At 63.4% G+C, this 12,375-nt stretch carries 10 protein-coding genes; 3 read left to right on the forward strand and 7 right to left on the reverse strand.

Annotated features, from left to right (window positions below):
• Positions 1-30: 30 nt before the first annotated feature.
• Together H4W01_RS09135 and H4W01_RS09140 are read left to right on the forward strand one after the other, a co-directional pair.
• A complete protein-coding gene (locus H4W01_RS09135) occupies positions 31-1,497 on the forward strand; it encodes an AMP nucleosidase (protein WP_209610766.1) in 1,467 nt (488 codons plus the stop codon).
• 73 nt (positions 1,498-1,570) lie between these two features.
• Positions 1,571-1,915 (forward strand): hypothetical protein, encoded by a 345-nt coding sequence (locus H4W01_RS09140; protein ID WP_209610767.1) that lies wholly within the window; start codon positions 1,571-1,573, stop codon positions 1,913-1,915.
• A gap of 75 nt (positions 1,916-1,990) precedes the next feature.
• Here H4W01_RS09140 and H4W01_RS09145 read toward each other — a convergent pair whose 3' ends face one another.
• The 6 genes from H4W01_RS09145 to H4W01_RS09170 all read right to left on the reverse strand — a co-directional run bounded on the left by H4W01_RS09145 (position 1,991) and on the right by H4W01_RS09170 (position 9,398).
• On the reverse strand, positions 1,991-3,829 hold the full coding sequence (locus tag H4W01_RS09145) for a M2 family metallopeptidase (protein ID WP_209610768.1): 1,839 nt from the start codon (positions 3,827-3,829) through the stop codon (positions 1,991-1,993).
• 52 nt (positions 3,830-3,881) lie between these two features.
• Positions 3,882-4,643: an alpha/beta fold hydrolase gene (locus H4W01_RS09150; RefSeq protein WP_209610769.1), complete on the reverse strand. Its 762-nt coding sequence runs from the start codon at positions 4,641-4,643 to the stop codon at positions 3,882-3,884.
• On the reverse strand, positions 4,624-5,070 hold the full coding sequence (locus tag H4W01_RS09155) for a GFA family protein (protein ID WP_209610770.1): 447 nt from the start codon (positions 5,068-5,070) through the stop codon (positions 4,624-4,626). The genes H4W01_RS09150 and H4W01_RS09155 overlap by 20 nt, the downstream gene beginning before the upstream one ends.
• Before the next feature lie 82 nt (positions 5,071-5,152).
• Complete coding sequence (locus tag H4W01_RS09160) at positions 5,153-6,181, reverse strand: aspartate-semialdehyde dehydrogenase (RefSeq protein WP_010402873.1); 1,029 nt, start codon at positions 6,179-6,181, stop codon at positions 5,153-5,155.
• A gap of 61 nt (positions 6,182-6,242) precedes the next feature.
• A complete protein-coding gene (locus H4W01_RS09165; RefSeq protein WP_209610771.1) occupies positions 6,243-6,959 on the reverse strand; it encodes an MgtC/SapB family protein in 717 nt (238 codons plus the stop codon).
• Positions 6,960-7,169: 210 nt separating this feature from the next.
• Positions 7,170-9,398 (reverse strand): S9 family peptidase, encoded by a 2,229-nt coding sequence (locus H4W01_RS09170; RefSeq protein ID WP_209610772.1) that lies wholly within the window; start codon positions 9,396-9,398, stop codon positions 7,170-7,172.
• A gap of 292 nt (positions 9,399-9,690) precedes the next feature.
• Here H4W01_RS09170 and H4W01_RS09175 point away from each other — a divergent pair, with 292 nt between their 5' ends.
• Positions 9,691-10,821, forward strand: coding sequence for a hypothetical protein (locus H4W01_RS09175; RefSeq protein WP_209610773.1), 1,131 nt, complete (start codon positions 9,691-9,693; stop codon positions 10,819-10,821).
• A 77-nt stretch (positions 10,822-10,898) separates the two neighbouring features.
• On the opposite strand, the gene H4W01_RS09180 is transcribed toward H4W01_RS09175, so the two are convergent.
• Positions 10,899-12,260 (reverse strand): DUF418 domain-containing protein, encoded by a 1,362-nt coding sequence (locus tag H4W01_RS09180; protein ID WP_209610774.1) that lies wholly within the window; start codon positions 12,258-12,260, stop codon positions 10,899-10,901.
• Positions 12,261-12,375: the final 115 nt, after the last annotated feature.

Below are 12,375 nucleotides of genomic sequence, written 5' to 3' on the forward strand. Positions count from 1 at the left end.
CGCGTAACGATAGCGGCGTAGCGGCTATCCATGACGCACGCTTCCAGCCCCGCCGCCGCCATCGTCGCCGAGCTCGACCGGCTTTATCGCGCTTCGGTCGATCGCCTACAGGCGGCGCTGACCACCTATCTCACCACCGGGACCCCGCCCCCGCCCGCAAGCCGCAGCGATGGCAGCTTTGCTTACCCTGAAATCCGCCTGCGCTATCGCGGCGGCAGTGACCGCCCGACCCCGGGACGCTCGTTCGGGCGGCTGGTGACGGAGGGCGATTACGCGATCAGCGTCACCAAGCCCGCAATTTTCGCGGATTATCTGACCGAGCAATTGACGCTGCTGATCGAAGATTATGACGTCACCGTCGAAGCGGTCGAGGGCCGCCAGGAAATCCCTTTCCCCTATGTCATCGATCCCGGCCATGCACTGAGCCTGGACCAGGTTTCCGCGCTGGAGCTGGCGCGCCACTTCCCGGCGACCGACCTGGCGCATATTGGCGACGAGATTGCCGACGGGCTCTACACCGTCGCCGACGGCGCGCGACCGCTGGCGCTGTTCGATGGCTTGCGCACCGACTTCTCGCTCGCACGGTTGCGGCATTATACCGGCACGCCGCCCGAACATGTTCAGCGCTATGTGCTGTTCACCAATTACCACCGCTATGTTGACGAGTTCGTCCGCTGGGCGTGTGCGCAACTGGAGCCCGGTGAAGACGGCAAGCCGAGCCGCTACACCGGCGTTTCGGGTGCCGGCGGCGTGGTGATGCGCGCAGGCGACGATGTCGAGGCGATGCTGGCCGATAGCAGCGCATGGCGGCGGCACCAGATGCCGGCCTATCATTTGATGGCCGAAGACGGCACCGGCATCACGCTGGTCAATATCGGCGTCGGCCCCGCCAATGCCAAGACGATTTGCGATCATCTGGCCGTGCTGCGGCCCGAGGCGTGGCTGATGATCGGCCATTGCGGTGGCCTGCGCCCGAGCCAGCGGATCGGCGACTATGTGCTGGCGCACGCTTATCTGCGCGACGACCATGTGCTCGACGATGTGCTGCCCCCGGCGATCCCGGTGCCCGCCATTGCCGAGGTGCAATTGGCGCTCGCCCGCGCCGCCGAGACGATCTCGGGCCAGTCGGGCGACGAACTCAAGCGCCGCCTGCGCACCGGCACGATCGTCACCACCGACGACCGCAATTGGGAATTGCAATATTCGCGCTCCGCACTGCGCTTCTCGCTCAGCCGCGCCGTCGGCATCGACATGGAATCAGCGACGATCGCGGCACAGGGCTACCGCTTCCGCGTGCCCTACGGCACGTTGCTGTGCGTGTCGGACAAGCCGCTGCACGGCGAATTGAAGCTGCCGGGTCAGGCCAACCGCTTCTACGAACGCGCGATCAGCGAGCATATGCGGATCGGCATCGAGGCGTGTGAGGAACTGCGCCGCGAGGGCAAGAAATTGCACAGCCGCAAGCTGCGCGCCTTCAACGAACCGCCGTTCCGCTAAACGCTTGAACCGGGCCGGGGAAACACCCGTCCCTTCGCGCGTTACGCCTGCTCAACGAACAAGGGAGCCGCTCATGGCCACGCCGCCGAAAAAACCGACCGACACCGCGACCAAGCCCGCGACGCCGCGCAAACCCGCAACGCCGCGCAAGCCTGCTGCTCCGCGCAAGGCGAACGCGAAAAAGGCTCCGGCGACGAAGATCGCCGCGACGCCGACGCGCAACCGCTGGGGCTTGGCCGCGATCATTGGCGGCGTGGCGGCAGTCGGCGCGGCTGCGGCGGCGCTGTTCACCCTGCGCAGCAGCACGCCCAAGGCCGAGGCGCTGAACCCCGGCGAACATGCGCATCAGGCCGATGGCAGCGATTCGAGTGCCTCGTTCCAGGCGGGCATCGCCGATGAAGGGACGATCCCCAACTGAGGAGACCTATCGCCCGGCCTCGCGCCGGGGGCCAAAAGGTTTGGGGGAAGGCAGACCGACCTTCCCCCCCAAGCATCACCACCCCTGCGGCTTGCCCTCATTCTGCTTGTCCAGCCACGCCTTTAGCGGCGCGAAATAATCGACCATCGCCTGGCCCGAAATCTCGCGGGAGCCGGTGAACACGGCCAGCGCCTCGGGCCACGGCTTGGACTGGCCCATTTCCAGCATGGCGTTCAGCTTCGCGCCGACCTCCTTATTGCCGTAGAAGGAGCAGCGGTGCAGCGGGCCGGTCCAGCCCGATTGCTTGCACGCCGCCTGGTAGAATTGGAACTGATAGAGCCGCGCGAGGAAGTAGCGCGCGTAGGGCACACTCGCCGCGACATGGTATTTCGCGCCGGGATCGAAGCGCGTTTCGTCGCGCGCGACCGGCGGCACGATCCCCTGATATTTCAGGCGCAGGTCGTTCCAGCTCTTTTCATATTGCCCCGCAGGCGTCGCGCCTGAGAAGACGCCCCAGCGCCATTTATCGACCAGCAGGCCAAACGGCAGGAAGGCGACCTTGTCCATCGCCTGCTTGAGCAGCAAGCCGATATCCTTGTCGGGGCTCGGCACCTTGGCCGGATCGAGCAGGCCGATCTTGACCAGATAATCGGGCGTGATCGACAAAGCGACGAAATCGCCGATCGCTTCGTGGAAGCCGTCATTCGCGCCATTCTCGTATAGGAAAGGCTGATTTTTGTAGGCGCGCTGGTAATAGTTATGGCCCATCTCGTGATGGATGGTGACGAAATCATCGCCATTGACCTTGGTGCACATCTTGATGCGCACGTCATCCTTGCTGTCAATGTCCCAGGCCGAGGCATGGCAGACCACTTCGCGGTCGGCGGGCTTCACGATTTGCGAACGCGCCCAGAAGGTGTCGGGCAGCGGCTTGAAGCCGAGCGAGGAGTAGAAGCCCTCGCCGGTCTTGAACATCTTGATCGGGTCATAGCCCTTGGCCTTGAGCAAATCGCCCGTGTCATAGCCGACATCGCCCGCGCCCGCCGGGGCCACCACATCATAGATGTTGCCCCATTCCTGCGCCCACATGTTGCCGAGCAGATCGGCACGGATCGGCCCGGTCTTGGGCTGCACCGCGTCGCCATATTGGGCGTTGAGCTTCCAGCGGACATAAGTGTGGAGCGCCTTGTAGAGCGGCTCGACCTGCTTCCACAGCGTGTCGGTGGTGGCCTCGAACTGCGCCGGGGTCATGTCATAGCCCGAGCGCCACAGCGCGCCGACATCGGCATAGCCAAGGCCCTTGGCACCCTGGTTGGCGATCACCACTTCGCGCGCGAAATCCTTGCGCATCGGCGCGCCGACCGCGTCATGCCAGCTGACCCACATCTCCTTCGACTTGGCAGGATCGCGCACCGTGCCCATCGCCGCCTCGATGTCGCTGCCGTTGATCGGCTTGCCGTCGAGCGTGCCCTTGCCCTTGCCATAGTCCGACCCCAGCTTCGTCACGATCGTCGAAAGCTCGGATGCGGCACCGGGTGTGGTCGGCGCAGGCAGCGTCAGGCCGTTGCGCAACAGGTCGATCTTGCGCTTGGTATCGAACGACAGGCCGGGCACGCCAGCATATTTCGCCGCCTCCAGTGCGAAGCGAACCCCCATCTCGGTCCCCTCGGCACCGAATTTCGCGGCGATTGCGTCGGTATCATCGGTGATGTAGGTCGCGTTGATCCACGCCGCCTGCTGCGCCGGGGTGGAGAATTCGGCCAATTCCTTTTCGGCACGCGCGACAAAGGCGTCCGCCTCGGCAGCCGTCGGCGCGGCAGTGGTGGCAGCGGGCGCGGGTGCCGGGCTGGCGAAAGCCGATGCCGCCGCCAGCGACAGAATAAGGGCGAGCGACGAAATTCCAGTGCGGATCATGTGAGTCCCCGTGTTCAACGATGGCGCAACCTGTGCGCCACCGCGCGCCCGGTCAAGCCGCTAGAAATGCCGCAATCGCCATGCCCAATTCGGGTTTGAGCACCGCGCTCATATGGTTGCCGGGGACAGCCTGATAGCGCGCATCGGGCAGCGCCGCCGCGAGGTCCTGCGCCGAGCCGTTGTCATCATCGTCCTCGCCGGTCAGGATCAGCGTCGGCGTGGTGATGTGGCCCAGCGCATCGCGCGGCGTATCGACGAAGGTGTCGAGAATGTGCAGCAACGCCACCGGATCGCCCCCGGTCGTCTTGAGGAATGCCTCGGTCAGCCATTCGCTACTGCCGCGCGCAAAGCTGCCGAGGTTGGTCAGGACATTGTGGAAATAGCTGCCGCGCCCGGCGGTATCGACAATGCCCTGCAACCCCATGCCGGAGATGACCGCGCGGCGTGGCGTCGCGCTATTGGCGAGCATCCGCATCGCTGTGCGGCCACCGAGCGAATAGCCAGCGAGATCGTAGTCGCTGAGGCCAAGATGCGCGATCAACGCAAAGCCGTCGCGCATCAGCACGTCGGGCGGATAGGCGGCAGCATCGTGCGGCTTGGCGCTGTCACCATGCGCGCGCAGATCGGGCATGATCACCCGGAAACCCGCCTCGGCGATGCGCGCGGCATGGCCGTATTTGATCCAGTTGATCGTCGCGTTGGAGAAATAGCCGTGGATCAGCACCACGGGCTGCCCCTCGCCCATCTCGCGCCACGCCAGACGCGTGCCGTCGAAACTGTCGAAGAACTGCGGTTCAGTCGGGGAGTTTGCCAATAGCTTTCATCCAGCGCTCGACCGTCGACGGATTATCCGCCACCCGCGTCGTCGGCAGGTCCTTAGTGTCGAGCCACGCCTCATGCCAAGTCTCGGGCGAGAAATGATGCATCGGACGGAAGCGATACGGATCATCGAAGCTGCCGACCGTCAGATCCATAGTCTCACCGGGCTCGAGATATTCGAAGGTCAGCGGCGTGCCGCACGCAGCGCAAAACCCGCGCTGCGCGATCGGCGAGCTTTGATAGCGATCGGGTTCGCGCTCCCAGGTGACATTGGCGATCTTGACACCCTTAAGCGCGATCGACACGCCCCCGGTCGCACGCTGGCACATCCGGCAGTGGCACAGATACGCATCGTCAGTGTCGATCGCGACGCTGTAGCGGATCCGACCACATTGGCAGCCGCCGGTGACGGTTTCGGTCATTCCAACCTCCCAGTCTACGCGGTCATGCCTCATCGGCTAATGACCGCGTTCGACCGGAGGCTAACAGGCGGTCAGGGGGCGCTCAATCCGCCTTCTTCAAATAGCGCCGCCCTAGCAATTCCGCGATCTGCACCGCGTTCAGCGCAGCACCTTTCCGAAGATTGTCCGACACGCACCACAAGGACAGGCCGTTCTCCACGGTCGAATCCTCGCGCACGCGGCTGATGAAGGTGGCATATTCGCCGACGCATTCGACCGGCGTCACGTATCCGCCGTCCTCGCGCTTGTCGACGAGCATCACGCCCGGTGCCTCGCGCAGGATCTTCTGCGCCTGGTCGGCCGAAATTTCATTCTCGAACTCGATGTTGATCGCTTCCGAATGACCCACGAACACCGGCACGCGCACGCACGTCGCGGTAACCTTGATCTTGGTGTCGAGGATCTTCTTGGTCTCGACCACCATCTTCCACTCTTCCTTGGTCGACCCGTCGTCGAGGAAGCTGTCAATGTGCGGGATCACGTTGAAGGCGATCTGCTTGGTGAACTTCTTGGCTTCCGCCGAATCGCCGACGAAGATGTTGCGCGATTGCTCGAACAACTCGTCCATACCCGCCTTGCCCGCGCCCGACACCGACTGATAGGTCGCGACGACGACGCGCTTGATCTTGGCGAAATCGTGCAGTGGCTTGAGCGCCACGACCATCTGCGCGGTCGAGCAGTTCGGGTTGGCGATGATGTTGCGCTTGGTATAGCCCGCGATCGCATCGGGGTTCACCTCGGGCACGATCAGCGGCACATCCGGGTCCATGCGGTAGAGCGACGAATTGTCGATCACCGTGCAACCGGCGGCGGCAAAACGCGGCGCGTGGATCTTGGTCGCGTCAGACCCGATGGCGAACAGCGCCATGTCCCAGCCGGTGGGATCGAAATTGTCGATATTCTGCACCTTGAGCTTGCGCCCGGTCTCACCGAAATCGACTTCGTCGCCCTGGCTGCGCGACGATGCCACCACCGCAATGTCCGCCAGCGGGAATTCCCGCTCCGCCAGAATATTGAGCATCTCGCGCCCGACATTGCCCGTCGCGCCCGCGACCACGATCCTGTAACCCATGTAATCCTCCAATTCGGACCGCGCCCGTAGCGACATTACGCGCGGACGTCCAATCGCTTTGCTAATCGTGCGTGCGCGCTTGCCACGTCGCATGGGAAATTCCATGAACGGTAGCGAGATGATCGGTCAGCGCGTCGAGCTCGCTGCCTGCAATATTGGTACGCACTAGCTTGGCTACAATCTCCACGCGATCTTCGCCGCGTGCGACCACGTCGAGTTCGGCCACCGGGAGTTGCGCGGCTTCCAGATGCTCGGTCAGCAGATCGCCCATCGGCCCTGCTTCATCGGCATCGGTGGTGATCGTCACGGTATAGGTCGCCTCGACGCTGCGCCCTTCGATCGGGATGCGGTTGATCGCATCGACCAGCGGGCGCAGCATCGTGTTGGCGAGGATGACAAAGCCGGTCAGCAGCACCGCTTCGGCGATCAGGTCGCTCCCCGCGATCGCACCAACCGCGGCCGAGCACCACAAAGTCGCCGCGGTGTTGAGCCCGCGGACGTTCATCCCCTCCTTCATGATCACGCCCGCGCCGAGGAAGCCGATCCCCGACACGACATAGGCAATGATCCGGATCGACTCGACGTCGCCGCCGAGCCGCTGCCCGAGATCGACGAACGCCGCCGACCCCAAGGCGACCAGCGCATTGGTGCGCAGCCCCGCGGTGCGCTGACGATATTGCCGCTCGGCCCCGATCAGCGTGCCGAGCAGGAACGCCGCCAGATAGCTGACGACCGTGTCCAGGAACGGCCAAAGATGAAAGGTGGTGAGGAAGCGCATGATGCTCGCGCTTTATGGGAGCGCGGTGGCCGAGGCTAGAGGGCGGTGGCAAGACGGCACTAAACTACCCGTCACCCCGGGCTTGTCCCGGGGTCCACCGCGATCCCATCCTCCCAGCGTTGATATAGCCGCCGAGTGGACCCCGGCACGAGGCCGGGGTGACGGAAGCGGCATAGGACAGCCCGGCATCCGCCGGGGAAGCGCATTGCGTTACCGCACCGGCTTGTCCTTCACGTTCCGGTCGAGAAACGTCAAAATCGTCCCCCACAGATGCTCGCTGATGCCGGGCCCGCCAACGCGGTGGGTGTAGCCGGGGTAGAACATCATCTCAAACGGCGTGTCGGTCGACTGCATCCGCGCGGCGAGCGCGGTCGAGTTGGTGAACACGACATTGTCATCCGCCATGCCATGGATCAGCAGCAGCGGATCCTTGATCTTGGGCGCGTTTTCCAGCGCGGCCGAGGCGGCATAGGCTTTGGCGTCGCTCACCGGCGAACCCATATAGCGCTCGGTATAATGCGTGTCGTACAGGTTCCACTGCGTCACCGGCGCGCCCGAAACGCCTGCGGCATAGACGCCCTGGTTCGCCTCCAGCATCTTCAGCGTCATATAGCCGCCATAGGACCAGCCATAAATCGCCACCTTGTCGGGATCGACGAAGCGCTGGCTCTTGATGAACTTCGCGCCCGCCAGTTGGTCGGCAACTTCGACCGTGCCCATCGCGCGGTAGATATGGTCCTCAAACGCTTTGCCGCGATTGTACGACCCGCGATTGTCGATCTGGAAGAAGATGTAGCCATGCTGCACCAGATATTGCGGCAACGCCCCACCCCAGCCGCGCGTCACCTGCTGACCGGTGCCCGGACCACCATAATGCTGGAAGAACACCGGATACTTCTTCCCCGGCTCCAGCGGCGGCGTGATCATCTCATAATAGAGATCGGTGCCGTCCTCGGCCTTGATCGTGCCGAAGGTGGTTTGCTGGTGGCTCGCGAGATAGGGATAATAAGGGTGCCCCGGCTTCACCGCATTTTCGTTGATCCACGACAGCCGCTTGCCGCTCGCGTCGGCCAGATAGACTTGCGTCGGCTGGGTCGGGTTTGAGCGGCCCACAATCATCCGCGTCGCCGCGTGATCCATGCTGGCACCGTTCCACCAGCCGGTCTCGGTCAGCCGCGTGACGACGCCCGGATGCGCGATATCGACCGAATAGACATGCTGCTCCAGCACGCCATCCTTATTGCCAGTGAAGAACAGCCGCCCCTTGGCTTCATCGACACCGATCAATTGCTGGACGACCCAGTCGCCCTTGGTCAGTGCGGTCCACTTGCCCTTGGCAAAGCGATAAAGATGGCCATAGCCGGTCCGCTCCGAACGCCAGATCAAGCTGCCATCCTTCATCGGGCGATAGGCCTCGGTGAGGTTGAGCCAGCTCCGCGTGCCGGATTTCTCGGTGAACAGGATGCTGCTCTTGCCCGTTTCGGGATCGACCGTGAGCATGTCGAGCGTTTTCTGGTCGCGGCTTTCGCGCTGCACCAGCAACGTCTTGCCATCGGGTGTCCAGTCAACCCGGGCGAGATAGATGTCGGGGTTTTGGCCGAGATCGACCTTCACCTTGCCCGAGCCATCGGCCTTCATCACATACAGTTCGACCGCGACATTGGGCGTGCCCGCCGCCGGATAGCGCTGGTCATAGACCTTGGTGCCGCTCGCGCCGATCGCGGCGCGGGTGACGATGCCGACCTGAGCTTCGTCGAAACGCTCGACCGCGATGTGGGTGTCCTGCGGGGACCACCAATAGCCGGTGCGCCGGTCCATTTCTTCCTGCGCGACGAACTCGGCCTCGCCCCAATGTACCGTGCCCGCACCGTCCTGGCTGATCTGGCGCGCGTCGCCGCCGCCAAGCGGCTGCACGAACAGGTTCTGCCCCCGCACGAAGCTGACGAACCCGCCCTTGGGGCTGATAATCGGGTTGAGCGCGCCGCCAGGCGAATTGGTCAGCCGACGGATCGCGCCGTCGAGCGTCGCCAGATACAGGTCCCCGTCCAGCGGCACGAGGATGGTCTTGCCATCGGGGGCCCAGTCATAGGCCACGATCCCCTTCGATCCGGCGATGCGGGCGCGTTCGCGCTGCATCTTTTCGGCCTCGGACAATTCCGCGCCGGAACCGACCTTTTTGGAATCGACCAGCATCCGCTCCTGCCCGGTGCGCGTGTCGAGCGCCCACAGGTCAAAGCGCTCTTTCTCGTCGGCGCGCGGGCGCAGCGAGGTGAGCAGCGTCCCGTCCGGCGACAGGCGTACCCCGCGCGGTTGCACGCCCGACAGATCGGGGCTGCCGAACACGCGCGACAGCGTCAGCTTGGCGGGTGCGTCAGCCGCCATCACGGGCACCGCCGCACAAGCGAGCATCACGCCCGCAAAAGCCCAACTCGCCCGCATCCTTCATCTCCAATCCCGCGTTTTTCCTCGCCCGACGAACGCGGGCGGCGTCGGCGCTTATCGCGGCGCGCGGGGACTGCGTAAAGAGGGCAAGCGCGCCGTGGGGAATCGCATCCGAATTGCAGCAAAATTTGCTCGGCTGCGAATGCGTCGATCGCGCCGACACCCGGCTTGCCGTCGTTACGGATCAACTTCGGCCTGCGCTTTCCCCATTGGTCGCTAAGCTGACCGGGCAACGCGCGCTGCACCACAACAATAGACATCTCAACTTTCCCCTTTCAGGAGAAGAGCAATGCCGTTGGAAACAAGCCGCTTATCCCCGCGCGAAGCCGCGCTTGAAATCATGGACGGTTACAAGGCGCGACTGGGCATCGACCTGGCCGGAATCGCCGGCAACGAAGCGCTGACGGTCGAGCAACGCCGCCGCAAGATGATCGCCAAGCTGTTGGAGGCGACGCTCGCGGGCATCGATGAGTATAACCGCGCCGAGGGCATTGAACTCGCGTCGCACGAAGACGACGCGCTGATCACCGCCGCCTTGGCCGAAGAGGCCACGGAGATCGAACCAAATATCAGCCTGACCCAGCACAATTTCGAGATCGTGCGCGGCTATCGCGGGCAGGAAGTGACCGACTATGTGTACGGGCTGTCCAAGCGGCTCGAAATGATGCAAAACGCCAAGACACCGGGCCAACTCGCCATCGAGATCAGCGTGAGCAGCCTGTTCAGCATCGGCGTGTCGATGGCCAAATTGACCTGGACCGCATGGCGCGGCGGGGCGACCTTCCTCAACGCGCTGCGCTCCGGCATTACTTCGATGGGCATGAAAACGGCGATCGCCGTGATCGTGATCGTGCTGGTCGCCTTCCTGCTCTATCTGTTCCTCGAAAACCCGAAAAAGGTGCTGGCGCTGGTGTTCAACGACACCGAGGAAAATCTCGTCGTCACCAATTGGCGCGCCGGGGTCGACGGCGGTACGGGCAGCAACCTCTATGTCGCGCACGGGCACATGGAGAATTTCATGCAGGATTTCGCCGACGGTGATCTCGCTTCACCGATCATACAGATCCGCCAACGCTTCTTCTTCGAACCGAATGATCCCGACAATGTCGTGTTCGGTGGGATCTATTTCGCCGATCGCAACTTCGGCCTGCGCGGCAGCGAGGGCGTGATGCTGTTCACATCGCTGAACAGCACTTTCTCCGCCGCGCATCTCTATGCCGTGCCCTATGTCAACGATAACGGCACCAACATGCGTTTGATGACCGGGCAGAAACCCAATCTGGAAGCGCTGTTTCGCAACATGTACGATACGCGCAAGGTGCGGGTCGATTTCGCCGAGGGCGGGTATCGCTTCACCTCGACCGTCAACAGTGCAAGCGGCGGCGTGGTCGCGTTGATCGGCACGATCTCGAAGACCTGATCGAAAAGCGGCAGGGCAGGTCGGACGCAGTCCGGCACGCCCTGCTGTCTGGTCGCGGCGCGATCCGCTTGATCCAATCAAGCGAGCGCCGGGCTTCCCTCGGCGTGCGGTTTCACCCGCGCCCCCTTGCGCCATGGCAGCACGCGACGTTCCACCAGCGACCGCCACGCCCATTCGACCGGTGCGATATCGAAATGCCGCACCCACAGATTCGCTCCGACCAGCAAGGCCGCGTTGATGAGGAACGCCGTCACCATCAATGGCCCCCATGTCATCTTGCCATACAGGCCAAGCATGAACGGCGGGTACAGCACCCACAGGCAGATCAGCGTCTGCGCGATATAGATGGACAGCGCGGTCCGCCCGGCCGCGACGAACGGCCGCAACAGTCGCGCCCCGAAGGCGCTGCCGACGAGCAGGTTGATCAGCGCGACATGCCCCAGCGTCATCGCCTGCCGCGCAAACTCGTAACTCGCCCAAAAGGTATAGGGGCCGTCGCCAAACTGCATCTGTTCGGACGCCCCAATGACGCGAAGCGTGATGCCGACGGCATAGGCGATCAACGCGGTCCAGGCATAGAAGCGCCGAGAGCGCCGCCCCTGCAGGATGCCGAGCTTGTAAAGCGCGGCACCGATCAGCATCACGCTCGCCGCTTCCCATACGAACAGAATCTCCAGGAACTGCGATTCTATATCGAGGAAGGACGCCCATTGCGCCTTGGTCCAGGAGCGGAAATTGCCCTCGCGCGCTTTGTCCTCGGCGGCAATGTCGTTGTGCGATTTGGCGCGGGCCTCGGCGCGCTTCTTGTCCTTTTCGGCTTTCTCCTTCAGCAGTTTGCGCTCTTGCGCCGTTGGCTTGGCCCCAGCCGCCACCTTGGACTCGATCGCGGCGACCTGCGCGCGCGTCTGCAGCGTCAGATAATAGCCGAAATACCCCCCGCCCCCCAATTGGAACAAAGCGAGCGTCAGCCCGATCATGATCAGCCATTGCGGGCGCAACCGCCGGAACAGGAACGCGACCAGCGCCGCAATGCCATAGGTGTGGAGGATGTCACCCGGCCACAGCAGGATGAAGACATGCACCAACCCAAAGGCGAACAGGATGAGATTGCGGACATAATAGCGCCGCATCACCACCCAGCCATTGGCCTTGTCAGCCGCACGATCGGTCAGGATCACCATCCCCGCGCCGAACAGCATTTCCAGCATGCAGCGGGCGGTGCCATTGGCAAACACTTCGCGCAGCCACCAGGCGATCCGGTCGGTCTGCGACCAGCCGAGATGCCGGATATCGTCGAACGACGCGTAAATCGACTGCCCCATGTCGTTGATGTTCATGAACAGGATGCCAAGGATCGCCACCCCGCGCAGAATATCGAGCACCGCGATGCGCGGCGCACCATCGGGTTCGGCGGCGGTGGTCATGGTGACGTCGGACATATTTCCCCCCGGAATAGTCGGCGGCCGACCATAGCGAATCATGGTGTATCGTGCAAACATGACACTTAGGTCGAGAATGGATGCGCGGGGATAGCGAATGCGACGGATCGGGCCG

Source organism: Sphingomonas sp. PL20, from assembly GCF_017875905.1.
In the GTDB taxonomy this organism is placed as follows: Bacteria; Pseudomonadota; Alphaproteobacteria; order Sphingomonadales; family Sphingomonadaceae; genus Sphingomonas; species Sphingomonas echinoides.